Genomic DNA, 17,457 nt, shown 5'->3' with positions numbered 1-17,457 from the left:
ATGACGACCGGGTCTTCCGGACCCGGCGAGGAGGTGCGGACCGACGCCCGTCGGTCCGCACGCCTCGTCGCGTCCCTGCCGCGGGGGGAGCTCGTCTTCGCCCTGCTCATGGTGGCGCTCGGCGTGTTCGCGTTCGCCGGTGTGTTCACCATCCATGTGCCCGCGGGTGGCCAGGTCGGGCCGACGGTCTTCCCGCTGTTCGTCTCGGTGCTGCTGCTGGGCTCCTCCCTCGCCGTCGTGGTGAGCATCCTCCGCGGGCACCGCGGTGTGCCGGAGGAGGGGGAGGACGTCGATCAGAGCCTGCCGACCGACTGGCTGACCCTCGTGAAGATCGTGGCGCTCGTGGTCGCTCATCTGCTCCTCATCGAGCCGCTCGGCTGGGCACCCGCCGCCGCCCTGCTGTTCGGCGGCGTCGCGTGGGCGCTCGGCGCGCGGCGGTGGTGGATGGCGCTCCTCATCGGCGCGATCATCGCGCTGGTCGTGCAGGTCGTGTTCGGCGGTCTGCTCGGGCTGTCGCTCCCGTGGGGACCGGCGCTCGGCTGGCTGGGAAGGATGTTCTGATGGACAGCTGGAGTCTGCTCCTCGAGGGGTTCGCGACCGCGCTGCAACCCCAGTACCTCGTGTTCGCCTTCTTCGGCGTGCTGATCGGCACCGCCGTGGGCGTGCTCCCCGGGATCGGGCCGGCGATGACCGTCGCCCTGCTCCTTCCGCTCACCTACACGCTCGAGCCGGCCGCGGCGCTCATCACGTTCGCGGGCATCTACTACGGCGGCATGTACGGCGGGTCGACGACGAGCATCCTGCTGAACACCCCGGGGGAGTCGTCGTCGATCGTGACGGCGATCGAGGGCAACAAGATGGCCAAGCTCGGGCGGGGTGCGGCGGCGCTGGCCACCGCGGCGCTCGGGTCGTTCGTCGCCGGAACCCTCGCCACTGTGGGCCTGACGCTGCTCGCCCCGGTGCTCGCGCAGTTCGCCGTGAACCTCGGGCCCGCCGACTACGTGGCCCTCATCGTCGTGGCCTTCGTCACGGTCGGTGCGCTGATGGGGTCCTCCGTGCCGCGAGGACTGCTGTCGCTCGGCGTCGGCCTGTTCCTCGGCCTGGTCGGCACCGACTGGCTCTCGGGGCAGCAGCGGTACACGCTCGGCCTGCTGCCGCTGGCGGACGGCATCGACGTGGTGCTCGTGGCGGTCGGGCTCTTCGCCGTCGGCGAGACGCTGTACGTCGCGGCCCGGCTGCGGCACGGCGCGATCGACGTGATCCCCGTGTCGCGCGGGTGGCGCAGCTGGATGACGAAGGACGACTGGCGCCGCTCGTGGAAGCCCTGGCTCCGCGGCACCGCCATCGGCTTCCCGATCGGCACGATCCCGGCCGGTGGCGCCGACGTGGCGACCTTCCTGTCCTACGCCACCGAGCGCAAGCTCTCGCGGCGCAAGGACGAGTTCGGCCGCGGGGCCATCGAAGGCGTCGCGGGCCCGGAGTCGGCGAACAACGCCGCGGCCGCGGGCGTGCTCGTGCCGCTGCTGACGCTGGGACTTCCGACGACGGCGACCGCCGCGATCATCCTCACGGCGTTCCAGACGTACGGGCTGCAGCCCGGGCCGCAGCTGTTCACCGGACAGGCAGACCTCGTGTGGGCACTGGTGGCGAGCCTCTACATCGGCAACGTGATCCTGCTCGTGCTGAACCTGCCGCTGGTGGGCATGTGGGCGAAGCTCCTGCAGATCCCGCGGCCGTATCTGTACGCGGGCATCCTCCTGTTCGCCGCCTTCGGGGCGTACGCGCTGAACTTCGCGGTCGTCGACATCCTGATCCTGCTCATCATCGGCGTCCTCGGCTACTTCCTGCGGCGGTACGGCTTCCCCGTCGCGCCGCTGGTGGTGGGCATGATCCTCGGGCCGATGGGGGAGGAGCAGCTGCGGCGCGCGCTGCAGCTCAGCCAGGGCGACCTGACGACGCTCATCGCGCAGCCGTTCTCCGCGGTCGCCTACGTCATCCTCGCGCTGCTCATCGCCGGCGGTCTGTGGCTGCGGCGTCGGCAGCGCCGGTACGAGCAGGCGCTCACGGAGTCCATCGCGGTGCCCGTCAAAGCGGACTCGGAGGTCTGAGCCCGCACGATTCGAGGAGGGGAGAGGCCGGGAGTAGGCTGATCCGGTGAGCGATGCGACGGTCCTGAAGCGCGGACCCCGCGCCTACGCCACGTTCATCGGCATCGGCCTCCTCGCCGGCCTCCTCTCCGGTCTCTTCGGCGTCGGCGGCGGCACGGTGATCGTCCCGCTGCTGGTGCTCCTTCTCGCGTTCGACCAGCGCCTCGCGGCTGGGACCTCGCTGGCGGCGATCGTCCCGACGGCGACCGTCGGCGTCATCTCCTACGCCGCGTCGGGCTCCGTCGCCTGGATCCCGGCGCTGATCCTCGCCGCCGGGGCCGTGGTCGGAGCGCAGATCGGCACCCGCCTGCTCCCGCGGATCTCGCAGACCGCCCTCCGCTGGGGCTTCGTCGGCTTCCTCGTCGTCGTGATCGTGAGCCTCTTCCTCGTGATCCCCTCGCGCGACGCCGTCTTCGAGCTCACCTGGCTCACCGGGATCGCCCTGGTGGTCGTGGGAATCGGAACGGGCATCCTGGCCGGGCTCATCGGCGTGGGCGGCGGTGTGATCGTCGTCCCGGTGCTCATGCTCGCGTTCGGCACGAGCGACCTCGTCGCCAAGGGCACCTCGCTGCTCATGATGATCCCGACCGCGCTCTCCGGCACGGTCGGCAACCTCCGCAACCGCAACGTCGATCTCCTCGCGGCGCTGCTCATCGGCGTCTCGGCGTGCACCACGACGGCCCTCGGCGCCTGGCTGGCGACCATCGTCGACCCGACCGTCGGCAACCTCCTCTTCGCCGCGTATCTCGTCGTGATCGCGGTGCAGATGGCCCTCAAGGCCGTCCGCGGGCGCCGGCGCGGCTGACGCCGCGGCCGCCGTTCCTGCGGCGCGAGCCGACCGCTGAAGCGCGCCGGACCCGTCCCTTTCCCTGACTCCCGCGAACGATTTTCGCCGCGCCTCTTTACAGGCGGTGCTGCGCTCGCTATCGTCAGTCATCACATGACGTCATATAACGAGTCATGATGTTTGATCGAAGGTCATCAGAAGGGACCATCTTGTCTGCCACCGCTCTGTTCGTCGACTCCGCCCCTATCGAGAACCAGCTCGCTGCGGCCCGCCAGGCGATCGCGACCCGAGACACCATCTCGCGCGTCGTGCTCACCGCCTGCGGCGGCTCCTTTGCCGTCATGCAGCCCATCGAGTACCTGTTCGGCACCAAGGCGGTGTCGCTCGAGGCGACCGCACTCAATGCTGCCGAGTTCACCAGCCGCGCCTCGTCGCGCGTCGACGCCGACACCCTCGTCGTGCTCTGCTCGCACTCCGGCACCACGCCGGAGACGGTCGCCGCGGCGAAGCACGCACGTGAGCGCGGTGCGCTCACGGTCGCCTTCACGTTCGACCCGACGTCGCCGCTCGCCGAGGCATCGGAGCACGTGGTGGCGTATCAGCACGGCGAGGGGAAGAGCGAGGCCCACGTCGGCCCCGCGCTGCTGCTGCGCTTGGCGGCCGGCATCCTGGACGACCGTGAACAGGCCGGCATCGCCGGTGCGGTCGACGAGGCCGTCGCCCAGCTGCCGACCCTCGTGCCGGCAGCGCGCGAAGCGCACTCCGCAGCCGCCGATGCCTGGGGATACCGCCACCGTCGCGAGCCCCTCATCTACACGATGGCGGCAGGCTCCAACTACGGCTCCGCGTACTCGTTCGCCATCTGCCTGCTGCAGGAGATGCAGTGGGTGCACTCCGCCGCCATCCACGCCGGCGAGTACTTCCACGGCCCCTTCGAGATCACCGAGGAGGATGTGCCGTTCATCGCGCTGCTCGGACTCGATGAGACTCGGTCCGTCGAGCAGCGCGCGGTGGACTTCGTCACGAAGCACTCGGATCGGGTGCTCGTCCTCGACGCCCAGGAGTTCGGCCTCGATGTCGTCGCTCCGGAGGTGCGCGGCATCGTCGCCCACCTCCTCTTCAACGTCGTGCTCCGCGCGTACGCGGATGCACTCGCCGACCACCGAGGACACCCCCTCAGCGTGCGCCGCTACATGTGGCGCATGGAGTACTAGGAACGAAAGGATCGCAACGATGCGAACATCAGCCCGGATCGGCGTGGCGGCTGCGGCCGCCGCCGCCCTCGTCCTGCCCCTGGCCTCGTGCGCCGGCGGCGAGAGCGAGGCCTCGGACGGCCAGGTGGAGATCAGCTTCTTCCACCGCTGGCCCAACGAGCCGAAGAACTCGTACTACACCGACATGGTGGCGGAGTTCGAGAAGGAGAACCCCGACATCAAGGTCTCCGTCGAGAGCGTGCTCAACGACGCCTACAAGGACAAGGTGAAGGTCGTCGCGGGCTCCGCCAACGCTCCGGACGTCCTGTTCACCTGGAGTGGCTCGTTCGTGGACGAGCTCGTCTCCAACGACGCCCTGCTCGATCTCGGGCCGTGGCTCGAGGAGGACACGGACTTCCGGGACAGCTTCTACCCGAGCCAGTTGGAAGCCTTCGAGGTCGACGGCACCTCCTACGGTCTGCCGGTGGGGATGCAGTCGAAGCTGTTCTTCTACAACAAAGACGTGTTCGAGGAGCTGGGCCTCGAGCCGCCGGCGACGTGGGACGAGCTCATCGACGTCCTGGAGACGATCCAGGACGCCGGCATGACCCCGATCGAGTACGGTGCGCAGGAGCAGTGGACGATCGCGCACTACGTCGGCACGCTGAATCAGCGTGTCGTCGATCCGGAGGTGTTCGCAGCGGATCAGGATCCGGCGACCGGCGCGTTCACGGACGAGGGGTATGTCCGGGCGCTGGAGCGCTTCCAGGAACTCGCCGAGTACATGAACGACGACCTCACGGCCGTCGGGCATGAGATCGCGCGTAACGCCTGGATCGCGGGGGAGGCGCCGATCATGTACATGCAGAGCGCCGAGGTGGGGTACTTCGGCGACGCGCAGTTCGAGTACGGCACGTTCAATTTCCCTGCGGTCGAGGGGGCAAGGGCGATCCGGCGGAGCTGACCGGAGCGCCGGAGGGCTTCGCGATCTCGAAGACTACGGAGCACCCCGAGGAGGCGCAGCGGTTCCTCGAGTTCCTGCTCAGCAAGCAGAGCGGTATCGCCTATGCGGAACGCGCGGGCGAGCTGAGCCCGGTCAAGGGGGCCGTGGAGGAGGCCGACGTGCCCGAGATCTCACGGGAGCTCGCGAAGGGGATCGTCGACGCGTCGGCGATGACGACCTGGCTCGACAATGCCTACGATCCGCAGATCGTGCAGGCGTACCTGTCCGAGACTCAGCTGATGCTCAGCGGCCAGCAGACCCCCGAGGGGGTCATGGCCGCCGTGCAGGAAGCCGCGAAGCGCGTGCGCGACGCCTCCTGATCCGCACCGGGGCCGCCGGCATCCTCGGCCGGCGGCCCCTCCCACCTTTCGGAAGAGACACCGTGATGAGAACACGCTCTCGAGCCTGGTCGAACCTGCTCTACGTGCTTCCCGCGATCATCCTGATCGGGGTGTTCGTGTACTACCCGCTGGTCGCCAATGCGGCCTTCGGCTTCTTCTCCTTCAGCGCCGGCAGCGGCGAGATGCGCTTCGTCGGCCTCGACAACTTCGCGCGGCTCTTCGGTGATCCGATCATCGCGACGGCCCTGGGCAACAACATCCTGTACGCCATCGTCTCGATCGTGTGCCAGGTGGGTGGTGCCCTCGTGATCGCCGCCTGGCTGACCCGGCTGCTGGGTCCGCGCATGGGCGCATTCCTGCGCAGCGTGTACTTCCTGCCCGCCGTGATCTCGATGACCGTGATCGCGCTGCTGTTCACGTTCGTGTACAACGCCCGCGGCGGACTCCTCAACGCTCTGCTGGAGGCGATCGGACTCGGCAGCCTGCAGACGGCGTGGCTCGCCGATGTCGACACGGCGATGGGAGCGGTCATCGGCGTCTCCCAGTGGCAGAGCATCGGCTACGTCTGCATGCTCTACGTCGTCGCACTGCAGCAGATCCCGGAGGAGTACTACGAAGCCGCGTCGCTGGACGGCGCCGGACGGGTTCGCCAGTTCTTCAGCATCACCGTCCCGCAGGCCAAGGAGATGATCTTCGTCGCGATGATCCTCACCGTCTCCGGCGCTTTCACGGTGTTCAACGAGCCTTACATCCTGACCAAAGGCGGTCCGGGAAACACCACCCAGGTCCTCGCGACCTATATGTACAACCAGGGTTTCTTCCAGAACGAGATGGGCTACGCCTCGGCCATCGCGAGCCTGGTCTTCGTGATCACGCTCGTGCTGTCCGTCGTGCAGATGGTCTCGTTCCGAAGCGGGAGGCAATGACATGAGCAGTACCCGGCTTCGTCCGGCGGAGCGTATCCGCCGTGCTCCGGTCCAGGTGATCCTGGCCGTCTACGCCGTCGTGATCGCCTACCCCCTGCTCTGGATGGTGATCTCTTCGTTCAAGTCCTCGTCCGAGATCTTCGCCGATCCGTGGGGGCTGCCGTCGGTCTGGCTCGTCCAGAACTATGCCGCCGCCTGGGATCGCGGGATCTCCGACTACTTCCTCAACTCCGTCATCGTCACGGTCATCTCCACCGCCGCGACCGTCGCACTCGCGGCACTGTGCGCCTACGGCATGGTGAGGCTGTCGAGCCGCGTGGCGAACGTCGTGCTGATCGTGGCGATGGGCGGGCTGGTGGTGGCACCGCAGGTGAGCCTCATCCCGCTCTACCGCCTTCTCGACACGATGGGACTGCTGAACACGTACTGGGCGATGATCCTCCCTTATGTGGCGTTCCGTCTGCCGATGGCGATCCTGCTCATCCGTTCGGTCTTCCTCGGCATCCCCCGCGAGCTCGAGGACGCCGCGACCATCGATGGCTGCCGCTCGTTCGGCGTCTTCCGGCACGTCTACCTGCCGCTGAGCGCGTCCGTGCTGACGACCGCCGCCGTCCTCACCGGTTACTTCGCCTGGAATGAGTTCCTCTTCGCGATCGTCTACATCGACGCTGATGCGCTCCGCACCATCCCCGCGGGACTCATGTCGTTCCGCGACTCCCTCTCCACGGAGTGGGGTGTGCTCCTGGCAGGATTGACCATCGCGGCCCTGCCCATCGTGGTGGTGTTCCTCGCGCTGCAGCGGTACTTCGTCGCCGGCGTCGCGGCGGGGAGTGTGAAGGGATGACGATGGATACGGATCAGCTCCGGGATGCGCTCGCCGCGGTCCCACCGCCCTCGCTGGTCGGCGTCGGGGACAACGTGCTCGACTGCTATCTGCATGAGGACCTGGCCTACCCCGGGGGCAACGCCCTGAACGTCGCCGCGTACAGCCGGCTCTTCTTCGGCGGCACCGCCGGATTCGTCGGGATCATGGGAGACGACCGTTTCGCGGACCACGTGCGGGGCGTCCTCGACGAGGTCGGAGTGGACGGCGCCCGCATCAGACGCGTGCGCGGCGCGAACGGCATGGCTTTCGTCGCGTTGGACGAGGACGGCGACCGGCGCTTCGTCGCCTCGAACCGCGGGGGAGTCCAGGCCGAGCTGCGGCTGCGTCTGAGTGAGGCCGATCACGAGTACCTCTCCGGCTTCGACCGCGTGCACACCTCGGTCTACTCGTCGTTGGAGCCGGAGCTTCCGGCCATCGCGGAACGGGGGAGCCGCGTGTCGTACGACTATTCCGACGACGCGTCGCCGGATGTGATCCGGGCGACAGCTCCGCACGTCGACGTGGGGTTCTTCTCCGGCGGCCACCGCAGTGATTCCGAGATCGACGCCCTCGGCCGCTTCGCCGTAGCCTGCGGTATGGGGTCGGCCGTGGTGACGCGGGGTGCCCGCGGCTCTGTCGGCTTCGACGCCACTTCCGTGCGGCGTACCGGTATCCGCGAGGTCGACGCCGTCGATGCGCTCGGCGCCGGGGACGCCTTCCTCACCGGCTTCCTCGCGGCGCGGGCGGGCGGGGCCGATCTTGCCGAAAGCCTCGATATCGCCGCTGTCAGCGGAGCGCTCGCCTGCACGTTGCGCGGGGCGTTCGGATACCCTGTGCATGCGGGGGACGACGCACGCGCGCAGATGCTGCGACGATACCCGGCGCCGTAGAGGAGGACTCCGACGTGACTCAGCTGTCGTCAGCCGTCGGTTCGACCCCGCTGCACGAACAGGTGCGAAGCCTGCTGATGCGGGAGATCGACGCCGGGACCTATGCCGAAGGCGAGCGGCTTCCGTCCGAACCCGAGCTGTGCGAGCGCTTCGGTGTCAGCCGGATCACCGTGCGGCGGGCGGTGGCCGACCTCGAGGGTCTCGGCATCGTGCGTCGACAGCAGGGCCGTGGGACCTTCGTCGCTCCGCGACGCGAGGTGATCGGCGCCATGACCCTCGGTGGCTTCGCGGACACCGTGGTGGCAGACGGGGTCAAGTCCCGACGGATCATGCGCGCTGAGACGACCCCCGCCGACGAGAAGCGCGCGCGCCGCCTCGGCGTCCCCGTCGGCGACCCGGTGTTCCGGCTGGTACGCGTCTTCGCTCTCGACGGCGTCCCGCTCTCCATCGACGACAGCCGGTATTCTCTGACGCGCTTCCCGGATTTCGATCGGCACATCGACCACGACACCTCCACGTATCAGGTGCTCCGCGACGTGTACGGCGTCGAGTTCTCGGAGATGTACCGCGAGATCGACGTCGGCTTCACGACCGCGCAGACCGCGGAGTGGCTGGCCCGCCCGGAGCACGATCCGCTCATCGTCGTCCGGAAGCGCGCACTCGACCGGGCTGGTGAGGTCGTTCACACGTCACGGGTGAAGGTCGTTCCGAGTCGGATGACGCTGAACATGGTGGTTCGCTCCCAGGGGTGAGGGCAGCCCGGGTCTCGCGATGCCGCATATCGTCCGGGTTTCCGCCGGCCCCGCCCGGACCGGACTGTCGGCGTGCCTCGGTAGGATCGACGGGTGGCAGTGAACCAAGAACTCGTCGGCCGGGAGTTCCCGCCGACCGCCCCCTACCTCGTCGGACGGGAGAAGGTGCGCGAGTTCGCGCGCGCCGTCTTCGCCGACGCCCCCCAGCACACCGACGTCGAGGCGGCCCGTGCGGCGGGCTTCGCCGACGTCGTCGCGCCGCCGACCTTCGCGATGGTCCTGCAGGACCTCACGCTGCAGCAGCTGCTGGCCGAACCGGATTCCGGCATCGTCCTGGCCCGGACCATCCACGCCGAGCAGCGGTTCCGCTACACCAGGCCGATCGTCGCGGGAGACGAGCTGACGGCGCAGCTGCGCGTCACCGGCATCCGCATGATGGGCGGCAACGCCATGATCACGAGCGAGGCCGAGATCACCGACGACGGGGGCGCGCATGTCGTCACCGCCACGAGCGTGCTGCTCGTGGGCGCCGAGGAGGAGGCCGCATGAGCGCGTTCACCGTGGGAGACGTGCTGGCCGAGCGCACCGTGCACCTGACGAGGGAGTCTCTCGTCCGCTACGCCGGCGCCTCCGGGGACTTCAACCCGATCCACTACCGTGACGACGTTGCCGCCGCGGTGGGCCTTCCCGGCGTGCTCGCGCACGGCATGCTGACCATGGGGATCGCCTCGTCCGTGGTCGTCGCCGCGCTCGACCCGCAGACCCGGATCCTCGACTACGGCGTGCGCTTCACGAAGCCCGTGGTGGTCGATCCCGAGACCGGCGCCGACGTGCACGTCGTCGCGACGGTCGGCGCGGTGGACGACGAGTCCGCGCGCATCGACCTCAAGGTCACGACGGGCGAGACCACCGTGCTCGTCAAGGCGCAGCTGCGCGTCGCCGTCCGATGAGCGACGTCGAGCCGATCCGGCTGGCCGAGCTCACCACGCTCCGCACCGGCGCCGCTCCCGCGCGCATGCGCGAGGCGACGACGACGGCGGAGCTCGTCGAGGTTCTCCGGGAGACCTGGGCGGAGGGCGACCCCTGGCTGGTGCTCGGCGGGGGCTCGAACCTCTTCGTCGGCGACGAGCCGTTCGAGGGCACCGTCATCCGCATCCGCACGAGCGGCATCGAAGAGCTCCCGTCGCCGCACGCCGGCCGCATCCGCCTGCGCGCGCAGGCCGGACACGGCTGGGACGACCTGGTGTCGTACGCGGTCGAGCGGGGCTACGCCGGGCTCGAAGCCATGAGCGGCATCCCCGGCACGGTCGGCGCCGCGCCTGTGCAGAACATCGGCGCCTACGGGCAGGAGATCCAGGAGACCCTGGTCGAGGTCGAGCTGATCGACGAGGACTCCGGCGAGATCTCCACTGTTCCGGCGACCGAGCTCGGGCTCGGATTCCGCACTTCGGTGCTCAAGCACCATCACGGGAGCGAGCCGCAGCGCCGGGCCGTGATCCTGTCCCTCACGGTCGATCTCCTCGTCGCCCGCGAACGCGTGGTCCGCGGGGAGCAGCTGCGACGCGCTCTCGGTCTGACCGACGACACCCCGGTGCCGCTGACATGGGTCCGAGAGCGCATCCTCGCCACGCGCGCATCGAAGGGCATGCTGCTCGACGCCGACGACCCGGACACGCACGGGGTCGGCTCCTTCTTCCAGAACGCGATCGTCACGGCCGCGCAGGCCCGGTCCCTCCCGCCGGAGTGCCCGCGCTGGCCGGTCGCCCCCGACCTCGACGCCGTGACCGTCATCCCCCTCGCCTCCTACGACGGACACGTGCCGCCGACGAAGACCGAGGCCCCGGACGTGAAGGTGAGCGCCGCCTGGCTGATCGAGCAGGCGGGCATCCGCAAGGGGTTCAAGCTGCCCCGCTCGCGGGCGTCCGTCTCGACCAAGCACGCCCTGGCCCTGACCAACCGGGGCGGCGCCACGGCGGCCGAGGTCGCCGAGCTCGCCCGTTTCATCCAGCACCGTGTGCACGCCGAGTTCGGTCTGGTGCTGCAGCCGGAACCCGTTCTGGTGGGCGTCGACCTGTGACGAAGCTCGAGCGGGTGTCGCGGACGCAGGCCGTCGTGGACGGACTGCTCGACGCCATCATCGCGGGTCGGCTCGAGGCCGGACAGCCGCTGCCGCCCGAGGGGGAGCTCGCCGAGCAGTTCGGGGTCTCCCGCCTCACGATGCGCGAGGGCGTCCGCCTCCTGCAGGCGCAGGGCGTGATCATCGCGGTGCCCGGCACCCGACACCGCATCGCGCCGACCGACGAGTGGACGGGCCTCGACGCGGTCGTCCGGCACGCCCAGAGCGCGGGCGCCCGAGAGCGCTCCTCGCTGGAGATGCTCGAGATGCGCATGATGTTCGAGACCGGGGCGGCCGAGTTCGCGGCGGGGCGGCGCACCGAGGAGCACCTCGCCGAGATGGCCGCGCTCCTCGAGGAGATGCAGGCGGCGCACGAGCGGGCCGACGTGGACGCCTTCGTGGCCGCGGACCTCGCCTTCCACGATGTGATCATCCGCGCGGCGGAGAACCGCATCCTCGTGGCCTCGATGCGCCCGCTGACGACGATGCTGCAGGCGACCCGCAGCGAGACGAGTGCCATCCCGGACATCCGGGAGCACGCGCTGGCCGAGCACGCGGCGGTGCTGGACGCGATGCGGACAGGGTCCGGTGCGGCTGCCCGCCAGGCCATGCGCAGCCACATGCGCCAGACCCGCGACGACCTGCTGCACTACGTCCACGGTCGCTGAGCAGCACGCTCTCCGTCGGTTTGGAGGGACGGTGATCCTGGGGTACGCTCGTCGTTATCTGATATCGGATAACGATGCAGATTCCCCAGGCCCGTGGCCCCCACCACGGGCCATCTTCCGGAACGAAGGAGTTCGTGTGCACATCGACGACCTGCTGGCCCCCCTGCCTGCACCCGTCGCCGTCACCGCGGCCGACGTCCGCACCGAGGTCGACCCCGCCGACGTGCTCCTCGTCCTCGACGACGACCCCACCGGCACGCAGTCGGTCGCGAACCTCCCGGTCCTCACCCGATGGGAGCGCGCCGACCTGGACGAGGCGCTCGCGACCGGTGCCGCCGCCGTCTATGTGCTCACGAACACCCGGTCCCTCGACGAGGAGGCCGCGGCCGCCCGCAATCGCGAGATCGTCGACGTGGCCCTCGCCGCCGCCGAGGCCCAGGGGCGGCGCGTGACGTTCGTCTCCCGGGGCGACTCGACGCTGCGCGGCCACTTCCCGCTCGAGACCGACGTCCTCTCCGCGGAGATCGGATCCCGCACCGGCCACGCCCCCGCGCTGACCCTGCTCGTCCCCGCATTCCCGGACGCCGGGCGCATCACGGTCGACTCTGTGCACTACTGGGTGACCGACGGCGAGGCCACCCCGGTCGGCGAGACGCCTTTCGCGGCGGACGCGACCTTCGGCTACGCCTCTTCCGACCTGCGCGAGTGGGTCGCCGAGAAGACCGGCGGACGCATTCCGGCGTCTGCGGTCGCGGGTCTCGACATCCGCACCATCCGCGCCGGGGTGGACGCCGTGGCCGGCTTCCTTGAGGCGCTGGCCGACGGCACGGTCGTCGTGGTCGACGTGGTCGAGGAATCGGACATGCGCGTCGTCGCGCTCGCGCTGCACCGCCTGCGGGACCGCGACGTGCTCCTCCGAGTCGGTCCGCCCTACGTGCGCGCGCACATCGGACAGGAGATCGCCGAGCCGGTGCGGGCGGAGGACATCCCCTTCGCGCACGATCGCGGCGGTCTCGTGGTCGTCGGCAGCCACGTGCCGCTCACCACCGCCCAGCTCGAAGCCCTCACGGCGGCGCGGCCCCGCACCCGCACGGTCGAACTCGACGTGCGCGCCCTCGTCGGCCCCGCCCGCGAGTCCCATCTCGAGACGCAGGCGCACGCCGTCGCCGAAGCGCTCGCCACGGGGACCGTGATCGTGCACACCACCCGCGAACTCATCACGGGCGCCGACGGCGACGAGAGCCTCGCGATCGCCCGCCGCATCTCCAGCGGTGTGGTCGAGCTCGTGCGTCGGGTGCTCGCCATCGCTCCGCCCCGCTTCGTCATCGCGAAGGGCGGAATCACCTCCAGCGATGTCGCGAGCGAGGCCCTCGAGATCCGCCGGGCCACCGTGCTCGGTCCGATGCTGCCCGGCCTCGTCTCGCTGTGGCAGCCGGAGACCGGCCCCGCGGTCGGCATCCCGTACGTCGTGTTCGCCGGCAACGTCGGCGACGCGGACTCCCTCGTCACGGTCGTCGCCACGCTCGCAGGCGACGATGGAAACAACACGGAAGGACACTCATGACATCCACCGTCGCTGTCATCGGACTCGGCGCCATGGGGCTGCCGATGGCCACCCGCCTCGCCGAGCGCTTCGCGGTGCGCGGCTTCGACATCGCCGCCGAGCGCGTCGCCCTCGCCGCAGAGGCGGGTGTCACGCCGGCGGCGTCCGCGGCCGACGCCGTGGACGGTGCCGACGCGGTGCTCGTCGCCGTCCGCACCGGCGCGCAGCTCGAGGCGCTGCTCTTCGGTGAGGACGGGCTCGCCCCGCACCTCGCCGACGGGGCGGTCGTGATCCTCACCAGCACGGTGGGCACGGACGGCATCGATGCGATCGCCGCCCAGCTCGCCGCGCACGGTGCGCAGCTCGTCGACGCTCCCCTGTCCGGAGGGCCGGTCCGTGCCGGGGAGGGCGACCTCCTCATCGTCGTCGGCGCCACCCCGACCGCTCTGGAGACCGCGCGGCCCGTGCTCGACCAGCTCGCCTCGACGCTGTCCATCGTCGGCGACAAGCCCGGGGACGGCCAGGCGCTGAAGACCGTCAACCAGCTCCTCTGCGGCGTGCACATCGCCGCGGCCGCGGAGGCGCTCGCGCTCGCCGACGCCCTCGGACTGGACCGCGCCCGCACGCTGGACGCGCTGACGGCCGGTGCCGCGAATTCCTTCATGCTCGGCAACCGCGGTCCGCGCGCCCTGCGGGCCTACGACGAGGACGGCGCCGAGGTGCTCAGCCGCCTCGACATCTTCGTCAAGGACCTCGGCATCGTCGGCGACGCCGCCCGCCGGGCGCACCTGTCCACGCCGGTCGCCGCCGCGGCCGAGCAGCTGTTCCTCCTCGGCGAAGCGCAGGGCCTCGGCGCCCTGGACGACTCCGCCGTCATCCGCGTCGTCGCACCCGAACGGCTGTCCTGAGCGCGACGTCGCGCCCTCACTGAAAGAAGAGATCCAGAGATGCTTCCTCTTCCGATCCTCATCCTGATCGGCCTGGCAGGCCTCGGCCTGCTGCTCCTGCTCATCATCCGGTTCAAGATGCAGGCGTTCTACGCCCTCATCCTCGTGTCGATCATCGTCGGCATCGCGGCAGGCCTGCCGCTGACCACGATCCCCGCCGACGGTGACACCCCCGAGCAGCTCGGCGTCATCCAGGCGATCATCGCCGGTGTCGGCGGCACGCTGGGCTCGGTGGCCGTGCTCGTCGCCCTCGGCTCGATGCTCGGCAAGATCATCGAGCTGTCCGGCGGCGCCGAGTCGCTCGCCGGACGCTTCACCAGCTGGCTGGGCCCGAAGCGCGTCGGCATCGCGCTCGTCATCGCCGCCGGCATCCTGGCGATCCCGGTGTTCTTCGACGCCGGCTTCATCATCCTCATCCCCATCGTGTTCGCCTTCTCGAAGGTGGCCGGTCTCAACCCGATCAAGTTCGGCCTGCCGGTCGCGGGCATCATGCTCGCCGTGCACGTCGCGGTGCCTCCGCACCCGGGCATCGTCGGCGGTTCGGCGATCCTCGGTGCCGACATCGGCTGGGTCACGATCTTCTCCCTCGCGATCTCCGTGCCGCTCGGCGTGCTGTCCTACCTAGTGGCGAAGTGGATCAACACCCGCGAGTTCGCGATGCTCGCGGCCACGAAGGAGATGTACGACAACTTCGGGACGGAGAAGTCGACGCTCACCGGCGGACTCGGCGAGGGCGAGAAGGCGCCGGGCGCCGGCACCGTCCTCGGCCTCATCCTCCTGCCGCTCGTGCTCATCATGCTCGGCACCGCGGTCGCGCCGCTGTTCGAGGCGGGCACGTTCTGGAATGGGTTCCTCAGCATGGTCGGCCAGCCGATCTTCGCGCTCATGGTCGCGATCGCCGCCGCGATGTACCTGCTCGGCGTGCGCCGCGGCTGGTCCGCCGCCCACCTGGGCGAGGTCATGGAGTCGGCGCTGCCGGCCGCCGCGGTCATCATCCTCGTGACCGGTGCCGGTGGCGCCTTCGGCCGCGTCCTGACCGAGACCGGGATCGGTGGAGCGGTCGCCGAGGTGCTCGCGTCCAGCGGGATGCCCCTGCTGCTCGCGGCCTTCCTCATCTCCCTCATCATGCGTGCCGCCCAGGGGTCCGCCACCGTCGCGATCGCCACCACCGCGGGGCTCCTGCTGCCGTCGGTCTCCGCGATGGGACTCGACACCGTGCACACCGCGCTGCTCGCGGTCGCCATCGGCTACGGCGGCCTCGGTCTCAGCCACGTGAACGACTCCGGATTCTGGGTGGTCACGCGGTACCTCGGCCTCTCGGTGAAGGACGGCCTGCGCACCTGGACGCCGCTCACGACGGTGCTCGGCGTGACCGGCTTCGCGTTGACCTGGATCCTCTACGCGGTGATCCCCGTCTCCTGACCCGTCCGCACGAACGGCCGTCGCCTCCGGGTGGCGGCCGTTCGTCGTCTCCGGCGGGTGGTGACCGGGGCCACGGCGGACTACGCTCGCGGGATGAGCGGACTGATCCCGTACCTGCTGTTCCCCGGCAATGCCGCAGAAGCGCTCGGCCACTACCGCGACGTCTTCGGCGGCGACCTCCAGCTGATGGACTACGCGAGCGCGGGTCGTCACGACGGTCCGGGCGATGCCGTCGCGCACGGACAGCTCAGCGGGCTGGTCGAACTCGCCGGGGCCGACGCGGGAGCCGATGACGACGCGGTCCAGATGAGCGGGATGTTCCTCTCGCTCCTCGGCACCGCCGCCCCCGGAACGCTGACCCGCTGGTACGACGAGCTTTCCGCCGGCGGCCGCGTCATCGACCCGCTGCAACAGCGCCCGTGGGGAGATTTCGACGGCACGCTGGTGGACCGCTACGGCATCCGCTGGCTGATCGGCTTCCACCCCGAGGACTGACCGCCTCCCTCGCCGAAACCCCGCGTTCACGCCGAGACCCCCTCGAACCTGCGCAGGTACGAGGGGGTCTCGGCGGTAAAGCGGGGTCTCGGGTCAGGAGGAGAACAGACGCTGGAGGCGCTGCACGCCCTCGAGGAGCTGGTCGTCACCGAGCGCGTACGACATGCGGATGTAGCCCGACGGACCGAACGCCTCGCCGGGGACGACCGCGACCTCGGCCTGGTCGAGGATGAGGTCGGCGAGCTCCAGCGAGGTGGTCGGGGTCACGCCACCCCAGGTGCGACCGAGCAGGCCCTGCACGTCGGGGTAGACGTAGAACGCGCCGAGCGGGTTCGGGACCACGAGTCCGTCGATCTTCGACAGCTCCGACACGATGAGCTGGCGGCGGCGGTCGAAGGCCTCGCGCATCTTCTCGGCCTCGTCCTGCGGACCGTTGAGCGCCGCGATCGCCGCCTTCTGCGCGACGTTGTTCACGTTGCTCGTGAGGTGCGACTGCAGGTTGCCGGCGATCTTGATGGCGTCGGCCGGACCCACCATCCAGCCCACGCGCCAGCCGGTCATCGCGTAGGTCTTGGCGACCCCGTTGACGAGGATCGTCTGGTTCGCGGCCTCCGGCACGGCCTCCACGATCGAGGTCGCCTTGACGCCCTCGTAGGTGAGGTTCTGGTAGATCTCGTCGCTGATGATCCAGATGCCGTGCTCCACCGCCCACTCGCCCATGGCCTTCGTCTCCTCGGCCGTGTACACCGAGCCGGTGGGGTTCGACGGCGACACGAACACGAGGACCGTCGTGCGGTCGGTCCGGGCGGCCTCGAGCTGCTCGACGGTCACCTTGTACTCCTGGTCGGCGCCGGCGAAGACCTCGACGGGCGTGCCGTCCGCGAGACGGATCGCCTCCGGGTAGGTCGTCCAGTACGGGGCCGGCAGCAGCACCTCGTCGCCGGGGTTCACGACGGCCTGGAACGCCTGGTACACCGACTGCTTGCCGCCGTTGGTGACGATGATCTGGCCGGGGGAGACCTCGAGCCCGGAGTCGCGGAGCGTCTTGGCGGCGATCGCCTCGCGCAGCGCCGGCAGCCCGGGAGCGGGGGTGTACCGGTAGCTCGCGGGGTCGGCCAGTGCCTCGGCCGCCGCATCCACGATGAACTGCGGCGTGGCGAAGTCGGGCTCGCCCGCGGCATACGAGATGACGGGCTTGCCCTCGGCCTTGAGGGCCTTGGCCTTGGCGTCGACCTTGAGGGTCGCGGACTCGGCGATGGCGGACAGCTTGCGGGAGAGAGGAGCGCGTTCGGTCACGGTTACGAGCGTACTCGGGTCGATACGGCGGGGGAGGTGTGGGATGACGCCAAGATCCGAGGTTCT

The 17,457-nt window shown here is 69.9% G+C and carries 19 protein-coding genes; 18 read left to right on the top strand and 1 reads right to left on the bottom strand.

Annotated elements, in window-relative coordinates:
- From IZR02_RS13005 to IZR02_RS12920, 18 genes are all read left to right on the top strand, one after another.
- On the top strand, window positions 1-561 hold the full coding sequence (locus IZR02_RS13005) for a tripartite tricarboxylate transporter TctB family protein (RefSeq protein ID WP_217316505.1): 561 nt from the start codon (window positions 1-3) through the stop codon (window positions 559-561).
- Window positions 561-2,108 carry a tripartite tricarboxylate transporter permease gene (locus IZR02_RS13000; protein WP_126893300.1) on the top strand — a complete coding sequence of 516 codons (1,548 nt, stop codon included), beginning with the start codon at window positions 561-563 and terminating at the stop codon, window positions 2,106-2,108. Before IZR02_RS13005 ends, IZR02_RS13000 begins: the two co-directional genes overlap by 1 nt.
- A gap of 46 nt (window positions 2,109-2,154) precedes the next feature.
- Window positions 2,155-2,952 carry a sulfite exporter TauE/SafE family protein gene (locus tag IZR02_RS12995; RefSeq protein WP_025102380.1) on the top strand — a complete coding sequence of 266 codons (798 nt, stop codon included), beginning with the start codon at window positions 2,155-2,157 and terminating at the stop codon, window positions 2,950-2,952.
- Window positions 2,953-3,143: 191 nt separating this feature from the next.
- Window positions 3,144-4,148, top strand: coding sequence for an SIS domain-containing protein (locus IZR02_RS12990; RefSeq protein ID WP_217316504.1), 1,005 nt, complete (start codon window positions 3,144-3,146; stop codon window positions 4,146-4,148).
- 19 nt (window positions 4,149-4,167) lie between these two features.
- Window positions 4,168-5,091, top strand: coding sequence for an ABC transporter substrate-binding protein (locus IZR02_RS12985; protein ID WP_217316503.1), 924 nt, complete (start codon window positions 4,168-4,170; stop codon window positions 5,089-5,091).
- A gap of 158 nt (window positions 5,092-5,249) precedes the next feature.
- A complete protein-coding gene (locus IZR02_RS17930) occupies window positions 5,250-5,450 on the top strand; it encodes a hypothetical protein (protein ID WP_254385364.1) in 201 nt (66 codons plus the stop codon).
- Window positions 5,451-5,515: 65 nt separating this feature from the next.
- Window positions 5,516-6,397: a carbohydrate ABC transporter permease gene (locus IZR02_RS12975; RefSeq protein ID WP_217316502.1), complete on the top strand. Its 882-nt coding sequence runs from the start codon at window positions 5,516-5,518 to the stop codon at window positions 6,395-6,397.
- Between the two features lies 1 nt (window position 6,398).
- Entirely contained in the window at window positions 6,399-7,241 is an 843-nt protein-coding gene (locus IZR02_RS12970) for a carbohydrate ABC transporter permease (protein ID WP_062765183.1), read from the top strand.
- Complete coding sequence (locus tag IZR02_RS12965; protein ID WP_082758402.1) at window positions 7,238-8,152, top strand: PfkB family carbohydrate kinase; 915 nt, start codon at window positions 7,238-7,240, stop codon at window positions 8,150-8,152. Before IZR02_RS12970 ends, IZR02_RS12965 begins: the two co-directional genes overlap by 4 nt.
- Window positions 8,153-8,166: 14 nt before the next feature.
- Window positions 8,167-8,904 (top strand): GntR family transcriptional regulator, encoded by a 738-nt coding sequence (locus tag IZR02_RS12960; protein WP_217316501.1) that lies wholly within the window; start codon window positions 8,167-8,169, stop codon window positions 8,902-8,904.
- 93 nt (window positions 8,905-8,997) lie between these two features.
- Complete coding sequence (locus tag IZR02_RS12955) at window positions 8,998-9,453, top strand: FAS1-like dehydratase domain-containing protein (protein ID WP_062632842.1); 456 nt, start codon at window positions 8,998-9,000, stop codon at window positions 9,451-9,453.
- Entirely contained in the window at window positions 9,450-9,854 is a 405-nt protein-coding gene (locus tag IZR02_RS12950) for a MaoC/PaaZ C-terminal domain-containing protein (protein ID WP_062765173.1), read from the top strand. Before IZR02_RS12955 ends, IZR02_RS12950 begins: the two co-directional genes overlap by 4 nt.
- Window positions 9,851-10,981: a UDP-N-acetylmuramate dehydrogenase gene (locus IZR02_RS12945; RefSeq protein WP_062765170.1), complete on the top strand. Its 1,131-nt coding sequence runs from the start codon at window positions 9,851-9,853 to the stop codon at window positions 10,979-10,981. Before IZR02_RS12950 ends, IZR02_RS12945 begins: the two co-directional genes overlap by 4 nt.
- Window positions 10,978-11,688 (top strand): FadR/GntR family transcriptional regulator, encoded by a 711-nt coding sequence (locus IZR02_RS12940; RefSeq protein WP_217316500.1) that lies wholly within the window; start codon window positions 10,978-10,980, stop codon window positions 11,686-11,688. The genes IZR02_RS12945 and IZR02_RS12940 overlap by 4 nt, the downstream gene beginning before the upstream one ends.
- A gap of 136 nt (window positions 11,689-11,824) precedes the next feature.
- Window positions 11,825-13,252, top strand: a complete 1,428-nt coding sequence (locus IZR02_RS12935) for a four-carbon acid sugar kinase family protein (protein WP_217316499.1) — start codon at window positions 11,825-11,827, stop codon at window positions 13,250-13,252.
- Window positions 13,249-14,139: an NAD(P)-dependent oxidoreductase gene (locus tag IZR02_RS12930; RefSeq protein WP_217316498.1), complete on the top strand. Its 891-nt coding sequence runs from the start codon at window positions 13,249-13,251 to the stop codon at window positions 14,137-14,139. Before IZR02_RS12935 ends, IZR02_RS12930 begins: the two co-directional genes overlap by 4 nt.
- Before the next feature lie 39 nt (window positions 14,140-14,178).
- Window positions 14,179-15,600 (top strand): GntP family transporter, encoded by a 1,422-nt coding sequence (locus IZR02_RS12925; protein WP_217316497.1) that lies wholly within the window; start codon window positions 14,179-14,181, stop codon window positions 15,598-15,600.
- Window positions 15,601-15,693: 93 nt separating this feature from the next.
- On the top strand, window positions 15,694-16,095 hold the full coding sequence (locus IZR02_RS12920; protein ID WP_217316496.1) for a VOC family protein: 402 nt from the start codon (window positions 15,694-15,696) through the stop codon (window positions 16,093-16,095).
- Window positions 16,096-16,188: 93 nt separating this feature from the next.
- Here the strand turns inward: IZR02_RS12920 and IZR02_RS12915 are convergent, their stop codons facing one another.
- Window positions 16,189-17,391 carry a pyridoxal phosphate-dependent aminotransferase gene (locus tag IZR02_RS12915; RefSeq protein WP_062765151.1) on the bottom strand — a complete coding sequence of 401 codons (1,203 nt, stop codon included), beginning with the start codon at window positions 17,389-17,391 and terminating at the stop codon, window positions 16,189-16,191.
- Between the last annotated feature and the right edge of the window lie 66 nt (window positions 17,392-17,457).

The organism is Microbacterium paraoxydans (genome assembly GCF_019056515.1).
In the GTDB taxonomy this organism is placed as follows: Bacteria; Actinomycetota; Actinomycetes; order Actinomycetales; family Microbacteriaceae; genus Microbacterium.
The sequence above is the reverse complement of the archived record's forward strand: the minus strand, read 5'-3'. Positions and strand labels throughout refer to the sequence as shown.

Excerpts from the sequence above, each read along its gene's own strand:
- IZR02_RS12950 (WP_062765173.1), top strand. The coding sequence starts at position 9,450 with ATGAGCGCGTTCACCGTGGGAGACGTGCTGGCCGAGCGCACCGTGCAC.
- IZR02_RS12945 (WP_062765170.1), top strand. The coding sequence starts at position 9,851 with ATGAGCGACGTCGAGCCGATCCGGCTGGCCGAGCTCACCACGCTCCGC.
- IZR02_RS12930 (WP_217316498.1), top strand. The coding sequence starts at position 13,249 with ATGACATCCACCGTCGCTGTCATCGGACTCGGCGCCATGGGGCTGCCG.
- IZR02_RS12920 (WP_217316496.1), top strand. The coding sequence starts at position 15,694 with ATGAGCGGACTGATCCCGTACCTGCTGTTCCCCGGCAATGCCGCAGAA.
- IZR02_RS12975 (WP_217316502.1), top strand. The coding sequence starts at position 5,516 with ATGAGAACACGCTCTCGAGCCTGGTCGAACCTGCTCTACGTGCTTCCC.
- IZR02_RS12985 (WP_217316503.1), top strand. The coding sequence starts at position 4,168 with ATGCGAACATCAGCCCGGATCGGCGTGGCGGCTGCGGCCGCCGCCGCC.
- IZR02_RS12970 (WP_062765183.1), top strand. The coding sequence starts at position 6,399 with ATGAGCAGTACCCGGCTTCGTCCGGCGGAGCGTATCCGCCGTGCTCCG.
- IZR02_RS12965 (WP_082758402.1), top strand. The coding sequence starts at position 7,238 with ATGACGATGGATACGGATCAGCTCCGGGATGCGCTCGCCGCGGTCCCA.
- IZR02_RS12925 (WP_217316497.1), top strand. The coding sequence starts at position 14,179 with ATGCTTCCTCTTCCGATCCTCATCCTGATCGGCCTGGCAGGCCTCGGC.
- IZR02_RS13005 (WP_217316505.1), top strand. The coding sequence starts at position 1 with ATGACGACCGGGTCTTCCGGACCCGGCGAGGAGGTGCGGACCGACGCC.
- IZR02_RS13000 (WP_126893300.1), top strand. The coding sequence starts at position 561 with ATGGACAGCTGGAGTCTGCTCCTCGAGGGGTTCGCGACCGCGCTGCAA.